Source organism: Phytoactinopolyspora alkaliphila, from assembly GCF_010550695.1.
GTDB lineage: Bacteria > Actinomycetota > Actinomycetes > Jiangellales > Jiangellaceae > Phytoactinopolyspora > Phytoactinopolyspora alkaliphila.
Genome location: NZ_JAAGOB010000005.1, coordinates 1 through 25,220, shown reverse-complemented (window position 1 = coordinate 25,220; position 25,220 = coordinate 1). Strand labels below are relative to the sequence as shown.

Annotated in this window: 27 protein-coding genes, 1 tRNA gene and 1 pseudogene; 20 read left to right on the top strand and 9 right to left on the bottom strand. The window is 67.2% G+C overall.

Annotated features, from left to right (window positions below):
• Positions 1-2 precede the first annotated feature (2 nt).
• From G1H11_RS10270 to G1H11_RS10250, 6 genes are all read left to right on the top strand, one after another.
• Positions 3-1,220, top strand: a complete 1,218-nt coding sequence (locus tag G1H11_RS10270) for a L,D-transpeptidase (RefSeq protein ID WP_163818487.1) — start codon at positions 3-5, stop codon at positions 1,218-1,220.
• A gap of 82 nt (positions 1,221-1,302) precedes the next feature.
• Positions 1,303-1,378 (top strand) — tRNA-Thr (locus tag G1H11_RS10265).
• Positions 1,379-1,585: 207 nt separating this feature from the next.
• Entirely contained in the window at positions 1,586-2,728 is a 1,143-nt protein-coding gene (locus G1H11_RS25725) for an ImmA/IrrE family metallo-endopeptidase (RefSeq protein WP_216843631.1), read from the top strand.
• A gap of 149 nt (positions 2,729-2,877) precedes the next feature.
• Positions 2,878-3,351: a hypothetical protein gene (locus G1H11_RS10255; protein ID WP_163818485.1), complete on the top strand. Its 474-nt coding sequence runs from the start codon at positions 2,878-2,880 to the stop codon at positions 3,349-3,351.
• A gap of 57 nt (positions 3,352-3,408) precedes the next feature.
• On the top strand, positions 3,409-3,552 hold the full coding sequence (locus tag G1H11_RS25000; protein WP_174257575.1) for a GPGG-motif small membrane protein: 144 nt from the start codon (positions 3,409-3,411) through the stop codon (positions 3,550-3,552).
• A 145-nt stretch (positions 3,553-3,697) separates the two neighbouring features.
• The gene (locus G1H11_RS10250) at positions 3,698-3,871 is read left to right on the top strand and encodes a hypothetical protein (RefSeq protein WP_163818484.1); all 174 of its coding nucleotides are present in this window, start codon (positions 3,698-3,700) and stop codon (positions 3,869-3,871) included.
• Between the two features lie 28 nt (positions 3,872-3,899).
• Here G1H11_RS10250 and G1H11_RS10245 read toward each other — a convergent pair whose 3' ends face one another.
• Entirely contained in the window at positions 3,900-4,457 is a 558-nt protein-coding gene (locus tag G1H11_RS10245) for a TetR/AcrR family transcriptional regulator (protein ID WP_163818483.1), read from the bottom strand.
• Positions 4,458-4,561: 104 nt separating this feature from the next.
• On the bottom strand, positions 4,562-4,945 hold the full coding sequence (locus G1H11_RS10240; RefSeq protein WP_163818482.1) for a nitroreductase family deazaflavin-dependent oxidoreductase: 384 nt from the start codon (positions 4,943-4,945) through the stop codon (positions 4,562-4,564).
• A 172-nt stretch (positions 4,946-5,117) separates the two neighbouring features.
• On the opposite strand from G1H11_RS10240, the gene G1H11_RS10235 reads away from it, so the two are divergent.
• Positions 5,118-5,543, top strand: a complete 426-nt coding sequence (locus G1H11_RS10235) for a hypothetical protein (RefSeq protein WP_163818481.1) — start codon at positions 5,118-5,120, stop codon at positions 5,541-5,543.
• Positions 5,544-5,568: 25 nt separating this feature from the next.
• Here G1H11_RS10235 and G1H11_RS10230 read toward each other — a convergent pair whose 3' ends face one another.
• Positions 5,569-6,405, bottom strand: coding sequence for an alpha/beta hydrolase (locus tag G1H11_RS10230; protein ID WP_163818480.1), 837 nt, complete (start codon positions 6,403-6,405; stop codon positions 5,569-5,571).
• A gap of 62 nt (positions 6,406-6,467) precedes the next feature.
• Between G1H11_RS10230 and G1H11_RS10225 the strand changes: the two genes are divergently transcribed.
• Both G1H11_RS10225 and G1H11_RS10220 read left to right on the top strand, forming a co-directional pair.
• Entirely contained in the window at positions 6,468-7,067 is a 600-nt protein-coding gene (locus tag G1H11_RS10225) for a TetR/AcrR family transcriptional regulator (protein WP_163818479.1), read from the top strand.
• 46 nt (positions 7,068-7,113) lie between these two features.
• Positions 7,114-7,689, top strand: coding sequence for a GNAT family N-acetyltransferase (locus tag G1H11_RS10220; RefSeq protein ID WP_163818478.1), 576 nt, complete (start codon positions 7,114-7,116; stop codon positions 7,687-7,689).
• Between the two features lie 24 nt (positions 7,690-7,713).
• Here G1H11_RS10220 and G1H11_RS10215 read toward each other — a convergent pair whose 3' ends face one another.
• Entirely contained in the window at positions 7,714-8,580 is an 867-nt protein-coding gene (locus tag G1H11_RS10215; protein WP_163818477.1) for an NmrA family NAD(P)-binding protein, read from the bottom strand.
• A gap of 119 nt (positions 8,581-8,699) precedes the next feature.
• On the opposite strand from G1H11_RS10215, the gene G1H11_RS10210 reads away from it, so the two are divergent.
• Positions 8,700-9,686, top strand: coding sequence for a cupin domain-containing protein (locus G1H11_RS10210; protein ID WP_163818476.1), 987 nt, complete (start codon positions 8,700-8,702; stop codon positions 9,684-9,686).
• Positions 9,687-9,822: 136 nt separating this feature from the next.
• Here G1H11_RS10210 and G1H11_RS10205 read toward each other — a convergent pair whose 3' ends face one another.
• Positions 9,823-11,541: an IlvD/Edd family dehydratase gene (locus tag G1H11_RS10205; RefSeq protein WP_163818475.1), complete on the bottom strand. Its 1,719-nt coding sequence runs from the start codon at positions 11,539-11,541 to the stop codon at positions 9,823-9,825.
• A 285-nt stretch (positions 11,542-11,826) separates the two neighbouring features.
• Between G1H11_RS10205 and G1H11_RS10200 the strand changes: the two genes are divergently transcribed.
• The 9 genes from G1H11_RS10200 (at position 11,827) to G1H11_RS10160 (ending at position 21,410) form a co-directional block, all read left to right on the top strand.
• Positions 11,827-13,368 (top strand): GntP family permease, encoded by a 1,542-nt coding sequence (locus G1H11_RS10200; RefSeq protein ID WP_216843630.1) that lies wholly within the window; start codon positions 11,827-11,829, stop codon positions 13,366-13,368.
• Positions 13,365-14,747: a four-carbon acid sugar kinase family protein gene (locus G1H11_RS10195; RefSeq protein WP_163818474.1), complete on the top strand. Its 1,383-nt coding sequence runs from the start codon at positions 13,365-13,367 to the stop codon at positions 14,745-14,747. The genes G1H11_RS10200 and G1H11_RS10195 overlap by 4 nt, the downstream gene beginning before the upstream one ends.
• Positions 14,744-15,784 carry a 4-hydroxythreonine-4-phosphate dehydrogenase PdxA gene (pdxA, locus tag G1H11_RS10190; protein WP_163818473.1) on the top strand — a complete coding sequence of 347 codons (1,041 nt, stop codon included), beginning with the start codon at positions 14,744-14,746 and terminating at the stop codon, positions 15,782-15,784. Before G1H11_RS10195 ends, pdxA begins: the two co-directional genes overlap by 4 nt.
• Before the next feature lie 25 nt (positions 15,785-15,809).
• Positions 15,810-16,607, top strand: coding sequence for a DeoR/GlpR family DNA-binding transcription regulator (locus tag G1H11_RS10185; RefSeq protein WP_216843629.1), 798 nt, complete (start codon positions 15,810-15,812; stop codon positions 16,605-16,607).
• 110 nt (positions 16,608-16,717) lie between these two features.
• Positions 16,718-17,503 carry a DeoR/GlpR family DNA-binding transcription regulator gene (locus G1H11_RS10180; protein ID WP_163818471.1) on the top strand — a complete coding sequence of 262 codons (786 nt, stop codon included), beginning with the start codon at positions 16,718-16,720 and terminating at the stop codon, positions 17,501-17,503.
• Between the two features lie 328 nt (positions 17,504-17,831).
• Complete coding sequence (locus tag G1H11_RS10175) at positions 17,832-18,734, top strand: SIS domain-containing protein (RefSeq protein ID WP_163818470.1); 903 nt, start codon at positions 17,832-17,834, stop codon at positions 18,732-18,734.
• Positions 18,731-19,663: an ROK family protein gene (locus G1H11_RS10170; protein WP_174257574.1), complete on the top strand. Its 933-nt coding sequence runs from the start codon at positions 18,731-18,733 to the stop codon at positions 19,661-19,663. Before G1H11_RS10175 ends, G1H11_RS10170 begins: the two co-directional genes overlap by 4 nt.
• A complete protein-coding gene (locus tag G1H11_RS10165; RefSeq protein ID WP_163818469.1) occupies positions 19,660-20,583 on the top strand; it encodes a 1-phosphofructokinase family hexose kinase in 924 nt (307 codons plus the stop codon). The genes G1H11_RS10170 and G1H11_RS10165 overlap by 4 nt, the downstream gene beginning before the upstream one ends.
• Complete coding sequence (locus G1H11_RS10160; RefSeq protein ID WP_163818468.1) at positions 20,580-21,410, top strand: class II fructose-bisphosphate aldolase; 831 nt, start codon at positions 20,580-20,582, stop codon at positions 21,408-21,410. The genes G1H11_RS10165 and G1H11_RS10160 overlap by 4 nt, the downstream gene beginning before the upstream one ends.
• Before the next feature lie 113 nt (positions 21,411-21,523).
• Here G1H11_RS10160 and G1H11_RS10155 read toward each other — a convergent pair whose 3' ends face one another.
• Both G1H11_RS10155 and G1H11_RS10150 read right to left on the bottom strand, forming a co-directional pair.
• Positions 21,524-22,678, bottom strand: a complete 1,155-nt coding sequence (locus G1H11_RS10155) for a hypothetical protein (RefSeq protein WP_163818467.1) — start codon at positions 22,676-22,678, stop codon at positions 21,524-21,526.
• The gene (locus G1H11_RS10150; protein WP_216843628.1) at positions 22,675-23,331 is read right to left on the bottom strand and encodes an RNA polymerase sigma factor; all 657 of its coding nucleotides are present in this window, start codon (positions 23,329-23,331) and stop codon (positions 22,675-22,677) included. The genes G1H11_RS10155 and G1H11_RS10150 overlap by 4 nt, the downstream gene beginning before the upstream one ends.
• A 251-nt stretch (positions 23,332-23,582) precedes the next feature.
• On the opposite strand from G1H11_RS10150, the gene G1H11_RS10145 reads away from it, so the two are divergent.
• Entirely contained in the window at positions 23,583-24,617 is a 1,035-nt protein-coding gene (locus tag G1H11_RS10145) for an aldo/keto reductase (RefSeq protein ID WP_425501216.1), read from the top strand.
• Positions 24,618-24,660: 43 nt separating this feature from the next.
• On the opposite strand, the gene G1H11_RS10140 is transcribed toward G1H11_RS10145, so the two are convergent.
• Positions 24,661-25,035, bottom strand: a complete 375-nt coding sequence (locus tag G1H11_RS10140) for a sensory rhodopsin transducer (protein WP_216843626.1) — start codon at positions 25,033-25,035, stop codon at positions 24,661-24,663.
• A gap of 65 nt (positions 25,036-25,100) precedes the next feature.
• Positions 25,101-25,220: pseudogene (locus G1H11_RS10135) on the bottom strand (IS30 family transposase); the annotation flags it as partial.

Here is a 25,220-nt window from a genome sequence, read left to right as displayed (position 1 = left end):
GTATGTCCTCCCGAGCCCGGCCGTCCCGGGCCGTCGCCGCGGCGATGGTCGGCCTGGTCGCGGTGCTGGCTCTCTCGTCCTGTGGCTCCGCGGACGAAGGGCCTGACGAACCACGTCAGGTCCACGCGCTGGTCCAGCTGGAGAGCCTGGACGACGAACTCCGCTTCGACCAGCCGGTCAGCGTGACGATCAAGGCCGCGCAGATCGACAGCGCCGACGTCGTCTCGACCGATGGTGAGCCACTGAGCGGCAACGTCGGCGATGACGGCCGGACGTGGACGAGCGATTCACGACCCGAGCCCGGGCTTGACTACGAGATCAACGTGACAGCGTCGGATCGGTTCGGCCGCTCGCACACGTTCACCGATGAAGTGGCCATCGCCTCGGTTCCGGAGGGCGAGCGGCTGACTCTTGCCATGCAGCCGAGCAACGAATCCGTGGTGGGGGTCGGAGCGCCGATCGTTGTTCACTTCGATCAACCGGTCGCGGAGCGGGAGGCGATCGAACGTGCCATGCACGTCTCCTCCGATCCGCAGGTGACAGGGTCATGGCACTGGGTCGACGACACCGAGGTGCGCTTCCGCCCGGAGGAGTACTGGCCGGCCGGGACCAGCGTCGCACTCGATCTGGAGTTCACCGGAGTCCAGGCAGGCGAGGATCTCTGGGGTGGGCGCTCGTACCATCTCCAGTTCGAGGTGGGACCCGAGCACATCGCGGAGGTCGACGCCGACACGCACACGATGACGGTCAGCGTGGACGGCGAGACCAGGCACACCTGGGACACCAGTCTCGGCGCGCCGGATTTTGCGACGCGCAACGGGACGTATGTGATTCTCGAGAAGTTCGAGGAGCGCAACATGACGTCCTGCAACGCCAACATCACCTGCGATCCCAGTGACCCCGACTACTACGACGTGGATACAGACTGGGCGGTCAGGCTTTCCTACAGTGGAACGTTCGTCCACTCCGCACCCTGGTCGGAGGAGTCACAAGGCGAGGACAACGTCTCACACGGTTGCATCAACCTCAACGACGCCAACGGCGAGACGTTCTTCGACCTGGTCCGCTATGGCGACGTCGTGACAGTGAGAAACTCCACCCGGGAGGCCGACGACCTGGTGGACCGTGGCGATCCTGGCATGGTGGACTGGAATAAGTCCTGGTCAGAGTATGTGGCTGGGTCCGCCCTGGGCGAAGCGATCACTACCGGCGAACTCTAGCGACGCCGCCCTTACCGGCCGATTCGGCAACTGCGGCCGCTTCGTCCTATACTCGTCCAGCGTGCCCGGTCATCCGGCGCCAGCCGCCTTAGCTCAGTCGGCAGAGCGATTCACTCGTAATGAATAGGTCGTCGGTTCGATTCCGACAGGCGGCTCCACATAACCGGACCCTGACCAGCACGAACTCCGGCAGGGCCAGTTCTTGTTTATTCCTGACCGTGCGCCGGACTCACCGGCGGCCGTACAGCATTCTCGTTCGCCGAAGTTCTCCACCTTTCCTGCCTGCGTGCCACGCAGAAGGGCAACGAGCCAGTAGTTGGGATTTTCCCAACAGTCCGGGGTACGTTGTAGAGATGGAGGCGTGGGTGGATTCGGTTGGAGAGCGAATCCGGTCGCGCATGACCCCTGGACTCAGTCAGCGGCAACTCGCGGCACAGGTAGGCATGACACCGGATGCGATGTCACGCGCCCTCAGCGGTCAGCGAGGCTTCGCGTCGATCGAACTCGCCAAGATTGCCGACGTCATCGGAGAGGACGTGTACTGGCTGATCACCGGGCAGAGGGATCCGCTCCGGGTCGACGTCGCCGCTCGTCATGCCTGGGACCCGATGCGCTCCCAGCGCGTCAACCCAGGTCGTGAGAACGACGAAGAAATCATCCGGAACGTCATCCGGGCATATCACCAGGCGCACCCGGATGGTCCGCCCTCGTCCGTGGAACTGCCGAAACGTCCCGAGGACGTGCGCCGCATGCTCGGTGATGGGTTCGTGCGCCCGTTCGCGGCTGCGGTCGAACGCCGACTTGGTGTTGATGTCGTGCGAGTGCCCAACCTGTCGACCGACTACTCCATGCGAATCGGCGATAGGGGCGTCATCCTGCTCGCGTCGACTCCTCACTGGTTCCGCAGCAACTGGTCGCTCGCGCACGAGATAGGGCACCTCGCACTGGGACATCACGCCAACAGCGTTCATGCCATGCAGAACGAGCGACCTGCGGACACGTTCGCCGCATCGCTGCTGCTGCCTACGCCGCTTGTCCATAGTGTCGACTGGAACGGCATCGACGGGTCTGGACTCGCAGGGTTCCTATGGAACACCGGAGTATCGACAGAGGTGTTGCGGCACCGGCTCAGCAGCCTTCGAATCGGCGTCCACGACAAGGTGCACTCGTGGCTCCGCGAACCCACTCAGCGGCTCCTGCGCGCCCACGTGGATGTGCTCTCTGATGACGACAAGTGGGGCGATCCGTTGGTGGATCGGGAACGGGACTCCTCGGCGCGCATGTTCCCTCTTGGGGTGCTCGCTGCCCTGCGAGACCGCGTGGAGGCCGGTAACGCTGCCCCGGATCTGCTCGCGTGGGTTCTCGACGTGCCGGTCGATGAGATCGACTTTCCAGAGCCCGACGAGGACGCTGAGGCCGAAGCCTACGATCGGGTGCTTTCGGATCGACTTAGCGCCGCCGAGTGGGCCGGTGCCCTCCGGACAGGCAAGCCACAGACGCTTGCGTGACCCATGCCGACTTGGTGTGGGAGCCGCTGACCACCAAAGCAGCTGCCCGCGAACTTTAAACGTTCACCTGCACCACCGAACGGCCCCGAACGCCGGGAGGTCGTAAACTCCAGCATCCCCGCACGTGGGAGTGGGAAGCGCAACGGCACTTGCGCGCAGCGTCGCAGCATCTCCGCTCCGGCGACGCCCTGCTCGTCGGCCGTGACAACGCGCGGGACATCGCGGCGGCGGTACATGTCGTCTACGACGATGATTCCGACCTGCTGGTCGCATACATCAACGCCCTCGGCGCGGCGATGAGTCACCGAACGCAGGGAGGAGCCACGGCTGACGAGGCGCTTCGTATTGTCCAGCAGACCGCCGCCGAAGAAGCCAAGAACCGGCGGTGCTCAACCCTGTTGCTCACTGGGAAAATCCACCGTCACAACCTCGCCAGCCAGTACGCGTGTCTCCGTGCGGGTCTGGAACCCATGGGCCTGCCCTCGGGGGACTACCAGGCTTGGGTGCTCCACGCTGCTCTCGGAGCAGTGCATCTATCGGTTAAGTCCGCATTGGTGCGCGCCATCGGTGGCTCCACTGCCGATGAAGGTCACAGGCCTGTGCGTGCCGGTTCGACGCGCTGAGGCCTGCGCTGTTACCGGGTCCCGTTATGGCTTGCGGGAATGGGTATAGAAGATCGCATGGAATTTGTCTTATGGATCATCGCCGTCATCCTCGTGATCTGGGGCATCGTTCTGTTGTTCCGGAGATCACTTCTCGCCGGCATCGCGCTGATCATCGTGGGGCTGCTGGTCGGCCCTGGCGGCGTCAGCATCTTCACGTAGCGGCGTTCCGCGGCCGGGCGTCGCAAACCGGCCGGGCTCTATGTGGGGCCCGGCTGAGGCCTGCTATGCCTGGTGCCGACCGCGGGGCATATCGCCGGAGAGGCACGGGCCGACAACGCACCATAGACGACGCCGGGAGAGACGCATGAGTGGTCACGATCTAGACGCGGAGCCGACCGGAGACAGCGAGCGTCCCGCAGCCGACCCGGCCAGCGAGATTCCCCCAGAGGAGAAGCTGGACGCTACAGCGAAGGGCCGGCATACGGCCACGGAAATCAAGCAGGGGTCGGAAGTACTCAAGGACGACCCACAACGCTGAGGCCAGGGCCGCTACGACCTCGCAGGGGTCACGGCCTCGGAAGGCTTGCGAGGAACATCTGGATCGCTTGGTCGTACGTCTCATCGAGATCTTCGGGCAGGCCGAATCCACCGTTGGTCTCGATCGAGACAAAGCCATGGGCCAGGGCACGCAGGCACCTGGTGGCGTGAACCGCCGCGGAGTCGCTCATCCCGTAGCCGCGAAGCACGGCGAGACACACATTGAGCACTCTCTGCCCGGCTTCCACTAGGGCTTCGCTGTGCAGAGGATCGAACGGAACGGCCGCGTAACGTCGTGGATGCTCCCCGACATAGGCCCGATAGGCGTGCATCAATGCGGTGACCGCGTCGTCGCCGCTGTATCCGATGACCACCGCAATGAAGCGGTCCGCCATCTCGTTCAGCACCCGTTCGCCGACGAGCGTGCGCAACTCGGAGAGGCTGCGGACATGCTTGTACAACGACGGAGGCGCGACGCCGGTACGCCCCGCGACCGCCGCCAGCGTCAACCCTTCTATTCCCTGCTGGTCGACGACATCAAGGGCAGCGTCGACCACAGCAGCCGTGGACAGTCCGGCCCTGGGCATATCGATCTCCAGTGAGCTCAGCTAAGGAACGACAGCGCACAAGCTATTGGCATTAACTTTCAAGCTAGGTTTCCTGTCGACACGTGTCAAACGAGACCGGCGCCTCACCGCTCGGGGGGCGTCAGCCTCAGGAAGTGCTCGACGTTGATCACCCGCAAGATGGCGCGCACGACGGCCGGCATGTCCCCGCGCGTCTCGTCCCGATAGATCCGGGGAGTTCCGAGCGCGATCTCGCGCCGTCGGGTAAGCAGGACGCAGCCCTGCGCAGCCAGGACGTTCTTCACCCAGTCGGCATCCTGTCCGTACGTCAGGGCGATCACGAAACTATCCCCGCGGGGGAAGACGTTGACCGGTGTCCGGTAGAGGCTGCCGGACACACGCCCTCGATGCACGATCACGCCGAGCCCAGGCATCCAGGTCGAGACGCGCCGCGCCACCGGGTTGATCCAGACGCGGTTGGCACGGGCAAGCCAACGCGGGTTGGGCATCCACGCAGCCTACTCCGGCGAGAGAGCACCAGGGGCGACGCGCCGGCATCTCGTCCCGAGTTCTCGCTGGTGCGCTCGTGGAAAGTCCCTTGTCGCCGCCTCCGCCGGCCAGGCAGCGCCTCGACGACAGATCCGGAAACAGCCTTACCGCGCAGGGCGCTAGTGTGTCTGGATGAGCCCGGACTCGAGCTGGCGCGACGAACGGCGCGAAGCGTTCGCCGCGCACGCGGCCGCCCTTGACCGGCGACGAGCGGCGGAGACGGAGCAGGCCCGGAAGCTCCTTCTCGGCTTCGTCCGCGCGATGGTCCAGCGGGGCATTCAACCTGGCCCCTTGCGAGCTCGGGTTCCAGAGTCGGGCACCAGCTACCGGACGAACATCTCCGGCTGGTATCTGCGCCGCAACAAGTCACTCGGGGCCGATCTGGAGGGCGGCTATTGCATTCTCGACGTCCCGGCCAGCCTGAGATCCCGCTTGTTCGGTGTGCGAATCGAACCCACCGATCCTCCGCTGACGGTGGGTGTGGGTGCTCGCGACGGCGAGTCCATCGCACTGGAAGAGCTCCTGCGTCTCCGGCTCGAGGCCGGAGAAGATTGGTGACCGCGCCAGCCCGGACCGACGGAGCTCAGTGCAGATGCCGCTCGAGCCAGCGGGCGGCGTGCCGGTCAACCTCGGCCGCGTGTGGTGTCTGCGGCGCTGCCTCGATGCCAGGTTCTTCCGCAAGTGCGTGCGCCATTCCCGGAACGACGACCAGCTGGGCACGACGGGCGTCCGAGTAGCGGCCGGCTAGCTCGTCGCGGAACTCCCGCGCCGGGACCAGGAAGCCGTCCTCGTCGTCGTTCTCTCCGACCACGACGAGCGTGGCCGGCTCCCCGGCCGCCGCCAACTCCCCGGCGCGGGCCACGAAGTCCAGCCGGTGCGCGACGGCCCTCGACGCGTCGGACCACGGGTAGGTCACACCGTGCTGCCGGCCCATCGCCTCGACAGCAGGAACCAGCCGCAATAGCGGGCTGACCAGGACCGCAGCGTCGACCGCTATCTCGCTCTCGGCGATGACGAGCGCGGCCACGGCGGCACCCGCCGACCCGCCGACGACGCCGAGGCGCGCGTCACCGAGACCGAGCCGCGATCGGAGCACCGCGAGAGCTGCCGGGAACTCCTCCGCCGCCTGGGTGACCACAGGACCGTGCAGGTTCAACACGGCGTCCTCGTAACCGAGCCGCATGACCTCCTCGAACCCACCTTCTGGCAGCCGTGAGCCGGACATCGGCAGACCGAGATAGATGCGCCAGGCGTCCAGGCCGTCCAACGGGAGGGCCGCGGCGAAGGCGGCTTCGGTGCGTGGTGGGTCCATCAGGTGCCAGGCCACGACCACGGGAGCCGACGCGTGGTCGGTGCCTTCGGCCGGTGGAACGGCGACGTACGGGACGCCGGCGGCGTCACCGGTGGTGACAACGGTCATGGCGCTCTCCTTTGCTCAGCTGTACAACGTACAATTTAGCTGAACGCTGTACAATAAGCAAGATGGCAGGACCACGCACACCAGGCCAGCGCGCCGGGCTGACTCGTGACACGGTGCTGAAGACGGCGCGAGACGTACTGACGGAACGAGGCCTGGACGGACTCACCATGCGCCATCTGGCGAGTCGGCTCGGGGTCGCTCCCAACGCGCTTTACAGTTACGTGGCAAACAAGACCGCGCTGGTCGACGATCTGCTCGATGACGTACTGGCTGATGTCGAGACGCCGGCCCCCGACAGCGCCGACCCGACTGGTGATCTGTCCGTCGTCATGACGTCCACCTTCAGCGTGCTCCTCGGCCACCCGGACCTGGTTCCGCTATACCTGGCGCGGCAGGGTGCCCGAGGGCCGAACGCCCAGCGCCTCGGCGAGGTCATGCTCCACCTGCTCGCCGCCGCCGGCCTCACCGGCACCGCCGCGCATGAGGCTCGCCGGGTATTGATCGTTTTCACGATCGGGTTCGCCGCGCTGGCCACTCCGGCTCCGGTTGAACCAGAGGCCGCGCCACCACTCACCGCGGACGACGTCTCCGGAAATTTCAGGCGCGGACTGCAGTGGCTGCTCGCGGGAATCTTGGGCGGCCCGGCAGTATCAGGATCGTAGAGTTGGTAGCCGAAAAGTCTGGGCAGTTCTTCGAAGGGGCCGAGCCGTGCACGTCTTTCTGGAAACCAACCGCTTGATCTTGCGCCGGTTCACGCCCGACGACGTGGACAACCTAGTCGAGCTGGACAGCGACCCCGCCGTCATGCACTACATCAACGGTGGTCGAGCCACGCCCCGCGAAGAGGTCGTCAACGATATCCTGCCCGCATTCCTCCGGTATTACGACCAGTTCGCCGGCTACGGCTTCTGGGCCGTCATCGAGAAGTCCACCGGGCAGTTCCTGGGATGGTTCCACTTCCGGCCTCGCAAAGACGAGCCGTTGGACGAACCCGAGCTCGGATATCGGCTACGCACCTCGGCGTGGGGGAAAGGCTATGCCACCGAGGGCGCCCGCGCTCTGATCCACAAGGGTTTCACCGAGTACGGGGTTCGGCGGGTGTTCGCGGAGACGATGGCCGTCAACATCGCGTCCCGGCGCGTCATGGAGAAGTCGGGCCTCAGATTCGTCCGGGTCTTCCACCAGGAGTGGCCGGACCACATCGAGGGCGACGAGCATGGCGAGGTTGAATACGCGCTGACCAGGAACGAGTGGGAGCTCAACCTAGCCGGCGACGCGATGTGAGCGACTCACTGACCCACTGGGGTTTCAGGCAACCTTCTCCAGAAGCCGGCGGACGGTCTCCTCGATCGGCGTCGTGAGCCGGATAACCCGGTCACCCTGAGCTCGCAAGATTCCCCTTTCCTCAGCGTCGTACAGCTGCGCCAGAATCTCGGCGAAATCGTTTGGCACGCCGCCGTCCACCAGGGCGTTGACCCAGCCTTCTCTGGGGATGTTGACCACCTCGACCGGCTTCCCGAGCGCAGCGGCGAGTGCCTGGGCCACCTCTCGTTCGGTGTAGGAGGGACCCTCCAGATCGACGATCTCGCTGGTGACCGGAGGCGAAAGCAACGTCTCCGCCACGACCGCACCGATGTCGGCCGTCGCGTTCATCGGCTTGGCCACATCCGCTGACTCGCCGAAGTTCGGATAGATTCCCGCCGTGCGCACAACGTCGAGGATGTCGGTGACTTTCTCCTGGAAGTGGGCCGAGCGCAGCACCGATACGACAGCAGGCCCGGAACGCAAGCTGTTCTCGAAGTGGTGCAGCGGCAGGATCGGTCCGGTACCGTGGTCGAGCTCGGCACCGACCGATGAGAGCGCGACCACGTGTGGCACCCCGCTGGACGCCACAGCCCCGGTTATCGCGTCGGCCAGCGCACGCTGCTGGGCGTGGAACTGCGCGCCCGCGTCTGTCACAGGTAGCAGGACGAAAACTCCTTCGCATCCACTCAGCGCTTCGGTTAGAGCGTCGGCGTCGTTCATGTCGGCGATAACGACGTCGGCGCCTTTGGCCGCCCAAACATCGCCTTTGGCGGCACTACGCACCACTGCCCGGACCCGCTCGCCCTTGGCCAGCAGCGCTTCGGCGGCGTGACCGCCGACATGGCCGGTGACTCCTGTGATTGCGTACATGATGGTTTCTCCCTCGGTTGGGGTCTTTGCTTGTGCTCCAGTTCATCCGACCGCGGCGAGACGTTCCATAGCTGAGGAGCTCTATTGCATTTCTCAGCGTCTCGCCTACGCTTGGGGACGTGGATGCGCTAAGTGGATTGATCGACGGCACGCGAGCCCAGAGCGCACTGCTCAATCAGGCGATTCTCGAGCCGCCGTGGTCGTTGCGAATCGCCGATGGCGCGCCGCTCGCGCTCATGACAGCGCTGCGGGGGCATGCGTGGATCGTCCCCGACGATGACCAGCCGACGCTTGTACACACTGGCGACATCGCCATCATCCGCGGTTCTGAGCATTACACAGTGGCTGATGATCCCACCGTGCGCCCCGACCTCGTCATCCACGCGGGCGGTCAATATACGACGCCTTCCGGCGTGGACGTCACAGACGACCTGCGGATGGCGACACGCACCTGCGGGGAGAGTCCGGACGGCGCCACGATCATCATGAGCGGAACGTACGAAGTCAGCGGTGTGGTCAGCGCACGGTTGCTGAGTGCCCTGCCCAGGGTGCTCGTGGTGCCCGGCCAGGACACATGCCGGGCCGCGATGAATCTCCTCGCTGCCGAGCTGATGAGTGACCAGCCCGGTCAGCAAGTCGTCTTGGACAGGATGCTGGACGTCGCCCTGGCCGCGACCCTGCGTGCATGGTTCGATCGTCCCGAGGCACAGACACCGGGGTGGTATCGGGCGCAGAGCGACCCACTGGTGGGTGAGGCGCTACGGCTCATCCACGACGAGCCTGCTCAGCCGTGGACGGTGGAGAGTCTTGCCGCGAAGGCCGGGGCGTCACGCGCGACGTTCGCCCGGCGGTTCGCGACGCTCGCCGGGGAACCGCCGATGACCTACCTGACCAACTGGCGGATCGCGATGGCTGCCGACCTTCTGCGCGAGACCGACGCCACGATCGATTCGATCGCCCGCAAGGTCGGCTATGCCAACGCGTTCGCGTTGAGCGTCGCGTTCAAGCGCGTGCGCGGCATCACTCCCACCGAGCACCGACGCGCAGCCCTCCCCTGCGGCGATCAGATGACCGAACCCGCACTGTCGGCGCATTCGTCCACCTGATCGTCTAGCGTCCACATCGTGAGATCCGATCGGATGACACAACCGCGGCGATCCGCCCGACTCGTGCACCTGATCGCTGCCGCAAAGAAGATCAGGTGCACAAACGACGATCAGGTGCACAAGCGGGGGTGAGAGGTCAGTGTGATTCCCGTCTGACCTCGTCTCCGCTGGAGCCGACCAGGAAGTCAAGATCGGCGCCGCGGTCCGCCTGTAGGACGTGGTCGATGTACAGCTGCTCCCACCCACGCGCCCGCTGGGCGTAGGCGGACGTCGTCGCCTCGTTGGGCGAGCGACGGCGAAGCTCGTCGTCGGGGATGTCGATCTTCAGCCTGCGGGCAGGGACGTCGAGAATCACGGGATCGCCGTCGCGCACCAGCGCCAACGGCCCACCCGCGGCGGACTCAGGGGCGACGTGCAACACGACTGTCCCGTAGGCCGTGCCGCTCATTCTCGCGTCGCTGATCCGGACCATGTCCCGGATGCCGCGCTTCAGCAGCTTCTCCGGCAGCGGTGTATTTCCTACCTCGGGCATGCCCGGGTAGCCCTTGGGGCCACAACCGCGCAGCACCAGGACCGAGTTCTCGTCCACGTCGAGCTGCGGATCGTCCAAACGAGCCCGCAGATCCTCAATGCTGTCGAAGACGACAGCGGGACCGCGATGCCGCAGCAGGTGCGGCGAGGCCGCCGCCGGCTTGATGATCGCCCCGTCCGGACTCAGGTTTCCGCGGAGGACCGCGATCCCGGCCTCCTCCTGCAGTGGGTCGGCCCGACGGCGGATCACGGTCTCGTCCCAGATCTGGGCGGTGCTGAGGTAGTCGACCAGCGGCTTGCCGGTCACCGTGATAGCCGCCGGGTCCAGCAGGTCCTGCACCTCGCGCAGCACCGCGTGCAATCCTCCGGCCCGGTACAGGTCGTCCATCAGGAACCGGCCGGCCGGCTGGAGATCCACCAGGAGCGGAACCTTGGCGCCGATCCGGTCGAAATCATCGAGCGTGAGGTCGACGCCGAGCCTCCCGGCGATGGCCAGCAGGTGGACCACGGCGTTGGTCGAGCCCCCTGTCGCGGCGAGGGCGACGATCGCATTGGTGAACGACTCACGGGTGATGATGTGACTGGGACGTCTCCCGGATCGGGCCAGCTCGACGGCGAGCCGGCCGGCCTCGTGCGCCCGTTCCAGCAACCGGCTGTCCGGCGCCGGGATGCCTGCGGCCCCGGGCAGTGTCATGCCCAGCGCCTCCGCCATCGATCCCATCGTCGAGGCGGTGCCCATCGTGTTGCAGTGCCCGCGGCTACGGATCATCGCCGACTCGGACAGCCGGAACTCCTCCGCGCTCAGCGTGCCCGCACGGACCTCCTCGCTCAACCGCCAGACGTCCGTGCCACAGCCGAGCGGCACGCCCCGATGGTGACCGGTGAGCATCGGCCCGCCCGACACCACGAGGGACGGCAGATCTACCGAGCAGGCAGCCATGAGCAGTGCCGGAATGGTCTTGTCACAGCCGCCGAGCAATACCGCGCCGTCCACGGGGTTGGCTCGCAGCATCTCCTCGATGGACATGGCCGCCAGATTCCGCCACAGCATGGCCGTGGGACGGACCTGCGTCTCCCCCAGCGACATGACCGGAAGGTTGAGCGGGATGCCGCCGGCCTCCCAGACGCCACCCTTGACGGCCGTCGCCACCTCGTCGAGGTGGGAATTGCAGGGGGTGAGATCCGAGGCAGTGTTGGCGATGACGATCTGCGGCCGGCCGTCGAAGGCGTTGGTCGGTACCCCGCGGCGCATCCATGCCCGGTGGATGTAGGCATCGCGACCCTCCCCCGCGTACCACTGCTGGCTGCGATGCTCAGCTGTCATGAATGCTCCCGAGACTAGGCGGCGGACCATCCTCGCTGCACTTGGACTCTACCGGCATCGAATCGCCTGACCGACTGCCGGGACCGACTGCCGGGGACCGGATTCGCGACGCTCGTCGGACCCGGCGCCGGCACAGGACTTGCGCATTCTTTTCATATTGCAAAGGCCTAAGCGGTTGATTTACGCATCTTGGAGCGGCATGATGTCTCAACACATAGACGTCCCATCGCCATCCGACGCGCATCGAGCTCCCCCGAACTCCGTGCGCATTCCAGGAGGATCGACGTGGATCTTCAACTACTGGCAGCCCTCGTCCTCGGCATCGCGGCCATCGTCGTGATCGTGTTGTGGACCCGGCTCGACGCGTTCATAGCGCTGCTCATCGCCGCGCTCGTGGTCGGCTTCGTAGCCGGCTCGCCCATCACGGACACCCTCGCCTCGATCACCGGCGGTTTCGGCGCCACCATGGGCTCGATCGGAATTGTCATCGGCCTCGGTGTCGCGGTCGGCAAGATACTGGAGGTGTCGGGCGCCGCGGACGCTCTCGCCCGGGCGTTCGTCCGGGCCCTTGGACGCGGCCGGGAGCCGTGGGCGATGGCCGGGACCGGTGGCCTGGTCTCCATCCCGGTGTTCTGCGACTCCGGGTACGTGATCATGAACCCGCTTGCGCGCTCGATCGCGCGCCGCAAACGGACTGGCTACGTCACGCTCGCGCTCGCACTCGGCTGCGGGATGACGCTCACCCACCACCTGGTTCCGCCCACACCTGGCCCGCTGGCCGTCACCGGAATCATCGGAGCCGACCTCGGGGGCGTGATCCTGACCGGCCTCGCCTTCACCGTGGTGCTGATGCCCATCGTCGTCCTGTACGCGAAGTGGATGGGCCCGAAACTGGAGAGCGAGATCGTGCCGGACGTGCGCACGGCCGTCTACGGTTCGGTCGGTGCGGCGATGGACTCCGCGCGCGGCTCGGCCGGTTCCGCCGGTTCGGCGACGACCTCCGCCGGTTCCGCCGGCTCGATCACCGCTGTCGACGACGGCCCGAGCACGGCCGCTGAAGAACCGGACGAAGACGGGCCCGAGGAGATCACACACGCGCTGGGGACGCCTCCCGACGGGGAGAAACCGCACCGGATGACCGCGTGGCTCGCCTCGCTGCCGCTGCTCGTACCGCTGCTGCTGATCGTCGCCAACACGGTGACCACGGCGGTTGACCGCAACCGCCAAGGTGTTCTCGCCGGGGACGAAGGATACGAGCCGTCCGGCGCGGCGGAGTTCATGTCCTTCGTGGGAAGCCCGGTGGTGGCTCTGATCATCGGCATCCTGCTCGCCGTGTACGTCCTGCTGCCCCGCTGGATCACCCGCCCGCAAGTGACCGGCTGGCTCGCCCAGGCCGCATCCGCCGCCGGGCTGATCCTGCTGATCACCGGAGCCGGAGGGGCGCTCGGGCAAGTACTGCGCGACTCGGGCGTGGGCGACGAGCTCGCCGAGACCATCTCGTCGTGGAATCTTCCAGGGGTGCTGGTTCCGTTCCTCATCGCGTCGCTGGTGCGGCTCGCGCAAGGATCCGGCACCGTCGCGATGATCACCGCCGCGTCAGTCACCGCACCGCTCGTGTCCGGCCTCGGTATCTCCCCTCTGGTGGCGGTGCTTGCCTGCTGCGCGGGATCGATGGTCTTCAGCTACTTCAACGACTCGTACTTCTGGGTGGTCACCCGGTTCACCGGCCTGGAGGGCGTGGCCGCCCTGCGCGGCTGGTCAGGGATCACCACGGCTGTGTGGCTGGGCTCGCTGCCGCTGCTGCTGATCGCGAGTGCGATTCTGTGAATGATGTCCCCGCTCCCGGACCTATCCTGGTCGTCGCCGACGACCTGACAGGTGCCAACGCGACCGCGGCTGGCTTCGCCGAGGCGGGATTGCGTGCGGTGACCATCGGCTCCGGCCAGGGCCCCGAGGTCCTCGCCGAATTCGGCGCTCGGTTCGACGTCGTCGTCGTGAGCACAGACACCCGGCACAGTCCTCCCGCCGAGGCCGCCGCCAGGGTGACGACGGCGGTCCGGGCCGGCTGGCCGGCGACGCTGGTCTGCAACCGCATCGACTCGACGCTACGTGGAAACGTCGGGGTGACAACGTCGGCGATACTCCGCGCTGTGACGGCAGAAGCTGGGCGACGCGCCGTCGCCCTGTGCACCCCGGCCCATCCCAACGCCGGCCGGCACACCGTGGACGGCACGCAACTCCTGGACGGCGCCCGGCTCGAGGACACCGAGCTGGCTCAAGACCCGCGTGCGCCGATCACCGATTCCCGAGTCGCCACCAGGCTGCTGGACCAGGCCGACCTGGCTATCGAACACGTCGGCCTGTCCTCGGTCACCGGCGACGTCGCCGAACTCGGCGCGGCGCTCCGGGAGCGGGTGGCCGCCGGGGCCGACGTGATCATCACGGACGCCCTCACCACCGAACACCTCGACCGGATCGCACAGGCCGCCGTCGCCGCGAACGCCGCCGTCACCGCGGCCGACGAGAGCATCGTGTGGGTCGCGGTGGATCCGGGGCCGATGTCGGTGGCGTTAGCGCGGGCCATGCAGATCACTGAACGCGCCGACGGAGCACCCATCCTCGCGGTATCCGGCTCCGCCACCCGGCTTACCCGAACCCAGTTGGCCCGGCTCCGTGCGGAACTGCCGGTCATCACTGTGCACGCCCGCCCCGGCCCGGCAGGACCGGTGCCCGATGTGGACCAGACGTCCGCCGCGCTGTTGGAGGCCCTGGCTTCCGCGAGCGCCGGTGAGGTCGTCCTGCTCGCCACCGTGTTGGAGGACACGGACGTTACCGGGATCACACCGGACGAAGCGGAGCTCCTGCCGCGTTCGCTCGCCCGCGCCGTGCGCCGGGCGCTGGAACAGCACACCGTGGACGGCCTCTTCGCCACCGGCGGTGACGTCTCAGCTGCACTGTTCGCCGAGCTCGCGGCGTCGGGCCTGGATGTCGAGCGGGAGCTCGTGCCGCTCGCCGTCGCGGGTACGTTTGTCGGTGGGCCGTGGGCCGGCCTGCCGGTGGTCACCAAGGGAGGGCTGGTCGGCGACGCCGGCACCACGGTGGCCTGCGTGGAACATCTGCAGCGTGCCGCCGAGGCTGCTCGCAGGCACGTCCGGGCAGCCCAGTCGAGGACCCTGCCCACGTCCGATCCATGGAGGGACACATGACCCGATCCGTTCTCGCTGTCACACTGGGCGACCCCGTCGGTATCGGCCCGGAGATCACCGCCCGGACCTTGACCGAGGTGGCGGGCCAAGACCACCATCACGGCATCGCGGTGGGCGATGCCGAGGCGCTCCGGCGCGGTGTGCTCGCCGCCGGACTGGACGTCGATGTCCGGGTGGTGACCGACTTCGGCACCGAGCCCGCGGGCCCCGGCACCATCGACGTCTACGACATCGGCGTACTCGGCGCTGACGTGCCGGACTGGGGCGTGGTGGACGGACGCGCCGGGCGCGCCGCCGTGGAGGCCATCGAGGTCGCCACGCGCGCCGCGATGGACGGCAAGGTCGACGGGATCGTCACCGGGCCGGTCCACAAGGAAGCGATCTGGTCGGCCGGATCGAAACACCTCGGACACACCGAGATGCTGGGCGAACTCACCGGAGTGACCCGGCAGAACACCATGTTCGTGGTCCGCAACACCGCGGTGGAGGGCCACCACCTGCGGATCTTCTTCACCACCAGGCACGTCTCCCTGCGGCGGGCACTCGACCAGATCACGCAGAGCACGGTGCGCAAGGCGATCGAGGAGGCGACCACGGCGTTGCGCGTCTTCGGGGTCGACGAGCCCCGCCTGGCGGTCGCGGCGGTCAACCCACACGGCGGGGAGAACGGCGCTTTCGGCGACGAGGAGATCGAGCATGTGGCTCCGGCCTGTGAAGCCGCCAGGGCCGACGGGCTCACAGTGCACGGCCCGATACCGGCCGACTCGGTATTTCACCAGGGACTGACGGGCCGATTCGACGCCGTACTGTCACACTTCCACGACCAGGGCCACATCGCCGCCAAGACCTACGATTTCAACGGCACGATCTCGGTCACCGTCGGCCTGCCGATCCTGCGCACGTCGGTGGACCACGGAACCGCATTCGACATCGCCGGAACCGGCCAGGCAGACCATGCCACGATGCTGTCGGCGTACCTGGCGGCCGTGGACTACAGCCCTTACGTGCCCGGGATCCGCCAGGCCTACGGGGGCTGACGCAGAACGACGGCAGGGAGAACACGTGCAGCAACGGGGGACACGGCGGGGCACCCGCGAGCGCCACAAGGCGTTGCTGGACCTGCTCCGGCAAGGCACCACTCACGTCGACGAACTCGCCTCCGCGCTGGGCGTGTCCGCCTCCACGGTCCGCCGCGATCTCGGCCGCCTCAACGCGGACCGAATCGTGGCCCGTACCTATGGTGGCGCGGTGATTCCGGAGGCGTTCCACGAGCGGCCCATCGAAGAGAGCGCGCGAACCCGGCTGCAGGCCAAGGGTGCGATCGCCGTCGCCGCGCGACCGCTGGTCTCGCCCGGAGCAACGGTTTTCATCGACGCCGGGACCACCTGCGCCGCGCTGGCCAGGCTGATCGCGGAACACGACTGGGCCGGCGATCCTCCCGTGGTGGTCACCCGGGGCCTCGAGACCGCCACCATCCTGGCGTCGTCCGACCAGGTGGATGTGGTGATTCTCGGTGGGCGGATCCGCCGGCTGAGCCACGGCGTCGTCGGTCCGCTGACGGACCTGGCCCTGGACCGGCTGTCCTTCTCGGTCGCCTTCCTCGGCGCGGACGCTGTCGACCCGGCCCGCGGCATCGGTGAGCCGACCTTGGAGGAGACCGCGGTGAAGGAGCGGATAGCGGCGCATTCCCAGCGCGTGGCCGTTCTCGCGGACTCCAGCAAACTGGCCGTGTCGGACGCGCCGGCCTGGACCACGCTGCCGCCCGCGTGGACACTCGTGACCGACTCGGACGCGCCTGCGGAGCTCGAACGCAGCGCCGGCGACTCCGGCGTCACGGTGCTCGTCGCCGGCCGGTCGTGAAGCCGCAGGCCCAGCGACCTGCCGAACCCCACGAGTTCGCACATTGATGATTGAATCCGAGTGATAATCGCTGTGAGCAATCACGCACCTGCCCCGTTCGGAGATCACGCATGGACCGGCACCAACGGCTCACCTCCATCCTCGACCTGCTCTCCGAATCCGGTTCCCTCAGCGTCGAGGAAGCGGTGGAGAAACTGGGCGCCTCCTCGGCGACCATCCGCCGCGACCTCGAACACCTGGCGCAGCAGCAGCTGCTCACGCGGACCAGGGGCGGAGCCGTCGCCGCCACCGTCTCCTACGATCTGCCGTTGCGTTACAAGGTCGGCCGGCAAGCGCCCGAGAAGGAGCGCATCGCGCAGGCCGTAGCCACATTCATCCGTCCTGGCTCCATCGTGGGACTCAACGGCGGCACTACCACCACCAATGTCGCGCGTGCGATCGCCATGCACGACGACTTCCAGGATCACCGGAGTGGCACCGGCCTCACCGTGGTCACCAACGCGCTGAACATCGCCAGTGAACTCGCCGTGCGGCCGCACATCAAGGTGGTCGTGGTCGGGGGCGTGGTGCGCACGCACTCCTACGAGATCATCGGGCCCTTGGCCGAACGGCTACTCGAAGCAATCTCGGTGGATCTCGTCGTCTTGGGCGTCGACGCCGTCAGCCCGGATCGCGGGGCGATGGCTTTTGACGAGGGCGAGGCGGCCACCAATGCGCTCCTGGCCAGGCACGCCGAGCAGGTCATGGTCGCCGCGGACAGCAGCAAGCTCAATCAGCGCGCGTTCGCTCACATCCTGCCCGCACAGGCGATCGACGTGCTGGTGACCGACGCCGCGGCCGACGCCGAGACCGTGCAGCGCTTCCAGGACGCGGGGATCGACGTCATCCGGGCATAAAGCTCCGGCATCGCCGGCCGGACATCTCGGCCGCCTGAGCCCATCTGGTCACCGCCGACGTGACTCATTGCTGTTCCATCACCCAAGATCAGGCCGGCCTTCTTTCCGCCGACGAGCCGTGACTGCTCATCTGCTCATTCCATGAGTGTTCTGTGATTGTTCTTGCTTGCTAGGCGCTCGAAGCGCTTGACATTGGACAATCCTGCCATTCAAGATGGCGTCAGAGTCGCGCGGTAAAGCAGGCACCTTTCAGCTCACGACACAGCACAGCCATTCCATCCACAACTGAGCGGCGGCCGGCCAAACACCGAACGTCCCGGAGGTTTCCTTGTCGAGTCAGACACATGTCCAGGCCGAGATCGCCAGCCAGCCGGACTGCTGGGCGCGCGCGGCCGAGTTGACGCCTTCGGTAGCCGGTCTGCTGCCCCGCACGAACGAGAAGGTCGCCGTGGTCGGCTGCGGCACCTCATGGTTCATGGCGCAGGCGTACGCAGCCCGTCGCGAACAGCGGGGTCTGGGCGAGACAGACGCCTTTGTGGCCTCGGAGTTCCCGCTCGGCCGGCGCTACGACCGGCTGGTGGCCATCACCCGGTCCGGTACCACCAGTGAGGTCCTCGACCTCCTCCAGACGGTCCGGAGCCATACCCCGACGGTCGCCATCACCGCGGATCCGGCCACGCCTATCTCCGATGTCGCCGGCGACATCGTCGTCCTGGACTTCGCCGACGAGAAGTCCGTGGTGCAGACCCGGTTCGCCACCACCACCCTCGCACTGCTGCGGGCTCACATCGGTGATGACATATCCGCACTGACCCAGCCGGCGCGACACGCCATCGAGGCACCGGTGAAAGCCTCGCTGGCCGCGTGCCGGCAGTTCGTGTATCTCGGGCAGGGATGGACCGTCGGTCTCGCCAATGAGGCCGCCTTGAAGATGCGCGAGGCCTCGCTCTCCTGGGCGGAGTCGTACCCGGCCATGGACTACCGGCACGGCCCCATCAGCCTTGCCGACCACGAGTGTGCCGTCTGGTTCCTCGGCGGCGAGTCGCCCGCCGGCCTGGCGGCCGAGGTAGAGGCCATCGGTGCACAGGTGGTCGCCGATACGCTCGATCCCATGGTGGACCTGATCCGAGCGCAGCGGCTGGCGGTCGCGTTAGGCGTCAGCAAGGGACTGGACCCGGACCGGCCGAGAAACCTGGATCGCTCCGTCGTGCTCGAACCCGGCGTGCGTTGAACGCAGCAACCGGCTCCGTTATCGCCCTCGACGTCGGCGGCACCCGGCTCAAAGGCGGGGTGTACGGGACCGGCGGTGACGAGCTGTACACGCACGCGTGGATCACGCACCGCCGGGGCGGCCCCGAGGCGGTCGTCGTCGCGGTGCTGGACGTGCTTGACGAATTGCGGCAGCATCCCGCTGCCCGTGCCGCTGAGTCGTGCGGCCTGGCTGCCCCGGGCATCGTCGACAAGGTTCGCGGCTATGCCCTCTGGTCAGAGAACCTCGGGTGGCGAGACGTCCCACTCCGGCGGCTGGCCGAAGAGCGCACCGGCTTGCCTGTGGCACTCGGTCACGATGTGCGCGCCGGCGGACTCGCCGAGGCCCGGTTGGGCGCTGCCAGAGGTGTAGACAACGCCCTGTTCGTTCCCATCGGCACCGGGATCGGCGCCGCGATCATCGCCGATGGTCACGTCGTCGACGGCGGCGGGATGGCCGGAGAGCTCGGGCACGTCGACGTCGGACACGACGAACGGTGCGCGTGCGGGAGCCGTGGCTGCCTGGAGGCGATCGCTTCCGCTTCCGGGATCGCGCGCCGGTACGCCCTCAGGTCCGGCTCAGCCGTCGACGGTGCAGCCGAGGTGGCGCGCCGTGCCCGATCCGGTGACGCGGTGGCCATCGAGGTCTGGGACGAGGCGGTCGACGCCCTCGCCGCCGCTTTGACCACGGCGTGCGCGCTCTTGGCGCCCCAGGTGATCGTGCTCGGGGGCGGCCTGTCCCAGGCGGGCGACCAGCTCGTCGTACCACTGGAAGAACGTCTGCGTGCGCGGCTCACCTTCCACCGCCGTCCACGGGTCGTCACCGCGGTCCTCGGGGATCGAGCCGGATGCCTGGGGGCCAGTCTGCTGGCGCGTGAGCTCTTACTCGATGACGGCGGAGCGCGGCGATGAGCGTCGTCACCGTCACGCCCAATCCCGCGCTCGACCTCACCTACACGGTGGAGCGGCTAGAGCCGGGAACCGTCCATCGAATAGGGACGGTGCACAGCCGGCCCGGTGGAAAGGGCCTCAACGTCGCGCGGGTGCTGCATGCCCTGGACGTTCCCGTCACCGTGACCGGGCTGGTCGGCGGCGCCGAGGGCACCGCGCTTCGAGCGGGAGTCGGCGAGCTGGGTATCGCCGACGCCTTCGTCGCCGCTGACATCCAGACCCGCCGCACCGTCAACATCGTCGATCAGTCGAGCGGGGACGCCACGCTCTTCAACGAGCCTGGACCGCGGGTGAGCGCTGATCAATGGGCGGTTCTCGCCGACCGGGTCTCCGCGCTGGCGACGGCCGGGGAGGTCGTCGTCGTTTCCGGAAGCCTGCCACCGGGTGTCGACCCGGACATGCTGGGCGACCTCGTCCGCGCCATCTCGGCCGCGGGCGCACCGGCCGTGGTGGACGTCTCGGGCGATGTGCTCCCGGCCGTGGTGAGCGCGGCGCCGTACGTGGTCAAACCGAACGCCGAAGAGCTGCGGGCCGCCACCGGCATCGGCGACCCGCGCAGTGCGGCCCGGGCATTGACCGAAGCGGGCGGGTGCGTCGTGGTGGCGTCCTTGGGGCCGGACGGGCTCCTGGCGGTCACCGGAGATGCCAGCTGGACGGCACGGCTCGCCAAACCGCTCACCGGCAATCCCACCGGTGCCGGAGATTCCGTGGTCGCCGCCCTGAGTGCTGGAATCCTCGCGGGCCGATCATGGCCGGATATGCTCCGCGACGCGTGCGCCCTTTCGGCCGCCACCGTCCGCGCGCCCGTGGCCGGCGAGTACGACGCCGACGCCTACGCGCGGTTGAAACCAGCCGTCGAGATCCACGAGGTCACCTTATGAGCTTGGTCCCCACCACCGACGTCTTTCCCGCGCCCGGCGCCGGGATAGGCGCCTTCAACGTGATCCTCCTCGAGCATGCCGAGGCGTTCGTCACGGCAGCCGAGAACACCGGGCTCCCGGTGATCCTCCAGATCAGCGAGAACTGCGTGCGATATCACGGGGCTCTCGCACCGCTCGGTCTCGGCGCCTTGGAGCTGGCCCGCCGCGCGGACGTGCCCGTGGTGGTGCACCTCGACCATGCCGAAAGCGTTGCCCTGGTGCATGAAGCGGTCGAACTGGGATTCACGAGCGTGATGTACGACGGATCCACGCTGGCCTTCGACCAGAATGTGACTCAGACGGCGGAGGTGGTGGAGTTCTGTCACGGCCGGAATGTCGCCGTCGAAGCCGAGCTCGGTGAAGTCGGCGGCAAGGACGGCGTGCACGCACCCGGTGTCCGTACTGACCCCGTCGAGGCCCGCGACTTCGTCGCCGCCACCGGTGTGGACGCCCTTGCCGTCGCTGTCGGCACGTCCCACGCCATGACCCGTCGTTCCGCGGTTCTCGACGAGCATCTGATCAGCGCGTTGCGCGACGCCGTGCCCGTGCCGCTGGTGCTGCACGGCTCCAGTGGCGTGCCGGACGCCGGCCTGGTGAACGCCGTCCGGGCTGGAATGACGAAGATCAATATTTCCACTCACCTCAACTCCGTGTTCACCGCTGCCGTGCGGGAACGACTCGCCGAGGATGCGGCGAGCGATCCACGGAAGTACATCGCTCGGGGACGCGACGCGCTCGTCGTCGAGGCGGAACGCCTCTTGAAGCTGCTCCGCCACCCGCCGTCCTGACCACGTCCCATGCCACGTGAGGTCACGATCCCCCGGACGCTCCCCGGTAAACGAGGCGGCGAGTTGCCCTGCGCCACCAGAAGCGCAGGGCAACTGACGAAGTCGGCTACGGGTCAGTCATTGCACAGGACGACCTCGTAGTCATAGACCGGTTCCTCCAGGATGGTGTCGACGAAAAGCTCGCCTGCAGGCGTGACGCGGTCGACTCTGGTTCCGTCTGATAACACGCCACCGTTGACCACACCGTCGGCGTAACCCCACAGCGTTAGCGGGTAACCACCTTCGGGCATCATTGTCTTCAGGATCGACCAATCGTGCGCCGTCGCGAGCGCCGCCTGGGCTTCGTCAACTGCGGCATAGTCTCCCGCCTCGGTGGCCTCGATCCATTGACTGATCCACCGGCAGGCCACTGCGCCGGCCACCTCGGCGCCGAGGTGATACCGGTCACGTACACCTGCGGACTCCGCGAGGTCGACGGGGTCGAAGCCGTCCGGCGTCGGGATGTCCGCCAGCATCTCGTCGACGGCGGACTCCAGCTCCTCGGGCTGGACGACGTCGTCGGGCATCAATGCCAGCCACGTCTCGACGTCGACTCCGGTGAAGGAACCGACCACATCTTCAAATGTGCCCCGGTCGATCCGCTCATCGTTCAGGCTGCCGTATGTGACGGCCTCCACCACGTAGTCTCCGTGCTGCCACAACGCCGCGCCGTCACCCGTCTCCGGTGAGAACAGAACCACGGCGTGGTGGGCGGCGACTGTCAGGGACCCCTCAACCTCGTACGCTGGACGACGGTGCTCGACGATGTCTGCGAAATCCCATCCAGCCGACCACTTCACGAACAGGATGCCCTTCCCGTCGGACAGAGACATGCTGCCCCTGTCTGCGGTGATTTCGTCGGCGTGCTCGATCTGCCAGCCGGGGGCGTCGACGACGAAACGCGGCGCCGATTCCGCCACCTTTATCGCCTCGCCGGCCCAGACGGAGCCGCTGTCGCCCCCGCTGTGCAGTGTGAACGCGGTCGCAGTCGTCACGGCGGCGATGCCGGCCACCGCCGCAAGGCGTCGCCCAGTGAACCATCGCCTCGGCTGACCGCCGGGCGGCCCGTCGGCCAGAACCGTCCCTGCCACGGGAATCGTGTCGGGTCTCGGTGTGGACATGATCTCCTCCAGTAAGTCAGCTTCGGCGAGCCGGAGGGGAAGCGCCTCGACGTCCGCATCCGACACCCATGCTGCTGCACCGACCATCGCGTCCATCTCGTCTCTCACAACTCCTCCTTCTGCCGGACGGGCATCTGCCCATCACCTTCCACACATGCGGACTCAGTGCTGCGCTCGGTGCATTTAACGCCCCGCCGCGCAGCTCGCCATCCCTGTACTTCGAGCCTTGCCTTCAAACGCTTGCGGGCACGGTGCAGCCGAGTACGCACCGTCGCAGGTGGCAGCGATAAGACTTCGGCGATCTCGGTTGCGGTCAACCCTTCCCAGCTGGTGAGCTGCAACAGCTCACGGTCGTGTTCGTCGAGCTCGTCCAGGGCCGAGCGGACCACGTCGATAGCCTCGTCGCGCGCGCGATCACCCACACGGCTGCCGGCACCGGTATACGTGAGCAGGTCAGCCCGGAGCCGCTCGGCCAGCCGGTTCCGACGCCGACCACCGCGAGCATGGTTGGCGCATACCCGGCGTGCCACACCGTAGAGCCAGAGCCGGCCCTCCCGGCCCGGCGGAACATCGTCGATGCGTCGCCATGCCACCAGGAACGTCTCGGCAACGATGTCGGCCGCATCCTCAGGGCCGTCGACGCGGCGGAGCGCGTATCCGAGCACGGCTCGGGACTCGGTGGTGAACAGATCTTCGAACCGCGCCTTGCGGGTGACCAGATGATCATCTCCCCCAATGCGTGCTTCCGTCAGGATCGACACGCTCTTCTTCCTTTCCGTTGACGCTGACGCTTTCACATGTCCGGGGTCACCACGCGCGTTTCACGCCAGCAAGAATGACTATGGTGAGACGCCCAAGAAGTGCCGGCCCGCGTTGATGGTCGAGGCCCACCGACGCGGGCTACGTCGACGCCAGGCAGGTCGCCTCTGAGTGCGATTGTTGCGTGCTATTGGACAACGCGCTCGGTCAGCTGAATGCTGTGGTGGGGTGGCAGCTCGGCCGCCATCCCACCATGTCCACCACAGATCGAGGAAGACCACACGTGACACTGAAGACCGCATCGCTCGGCAGCACAGGCATGGAGATCACCCGCGTCGGGTTCGGCGCGTGGGCTATCGGAGGGGACGACTGGACCCACGGCTGGGGAGCGCAGGCCGACGACGACTCGGTCGCCGCCATTCGCTACGCCGTCGAAGCCGGCGTGAACTGGATCGACACCGCCGCCGTCTACGGGCTGGGACATTCCGAAGAGGTCGTGGCCCGCGCCTTGAAGGGCATCCCTGAAAACGACCGGCCGTACGTTTTCACCAAGGGCGGGCTGGTCTGGGATCCCGCCGACCGTTCTGCCGGCGCACGACGCGTCGGCGAGCCCGCGAGCCTCCGTCGCGAGGTCGAGGCGTCCCTACGTCGGCTGGACGTGGACCGTATCGACCTCTACCAGATGCATTGGCCGACCCAGGACGGGACGCCGGTCGAAGAGTACTGGCAGACGTTCGTCGAGCTCAAAGACGAGGGCAAGGTCCGCGCTATCGGGCTGTCCAACCACGACACCAAGCAACTCGACCGCGCCGAGGCCATCGGCCACGTCGACTCTCTTCAACCACCGTTCAGCATGATCCGCCGCGACGCCGCCGCAGACGTCATTCCATGGTGTGAACAGCACGACACCGGCGTCATCGTCTACAGCCCCATGGCCTCCGGCCTGCTCACGGGCACCTTTACCACCGAGCGCGCCGCGTCGCTCGGTCCGACCGACTGGCGCAGCCGCAGCTCCGATTTCACCGGCGAGGGGCTCCAGCGCAATCTCGCCTTGGTGGACGACCTCCGGCCCATCGCCGCCCGCAAGGGCGTGTCCGTCGCCGCGCTCTCCGTCGCCTGGACGCTCGCCTTCCGCGGCGTCACCGGCGCCATAGTCGGCGCTCGCCGCCCGGACCAGATCGACGGCTGGGTGCCCGCGGCTGACGTGGCGCTGGACGAGGACGACTTGGACGACATCGCGGCCGCTATCCGGTCCAACGGCATCGGCGACGAACTCACCCGCCCGTGACCCACTCGACGCTGGCGCCCTGGGCAGCTTGACGCCCCGGGCGTCAGCCGACCGGTATGGCGTTCGTGGTCATCAACGCGTAGCCCTCCTGCGCGTCGAGCCGGGAGTACTGGACGGTCACCGGCACGTTGCTGGCGATCCGGCAGGCGTACGGGACATCTGTGGGTAGCTGGACGCCGATCATCTCCGGCTGGTCGGTGCGGAAGTGAACGTTGCGTGACGGAGGAAGCTCTGCCCGCGACGACAACGCAGCCCGGTCGGCGAAGTAGAAGGTGAAGCTCAACTCAGCAGTGTCGGTGGGCGACACATTGAGCACGCAGAAGGCTTCGTGGCTCTTCGCCGAGCCGCTCGACCGGCTGGGCAGGAAACAGTCCGGGACGTGCCACACCAGCGACCCCTCAGCTACGTCCTCACCCACGTCTCCTGCCCCTTCCCCAAATGATCATGTAAACCATGTTTTCTCGTGCTCCACCATGGGCGGATTCAAGTGGTGAGTGCAACACCGGGTGGATTGAATGGTTCTGAGAGTAGCTTGTTGAGTGCTTCGGCTGGGGTTTTCCAGCTCAGGGTTTTGCGGGGTCGGTTGTTCAGTTCGGTGGCGAC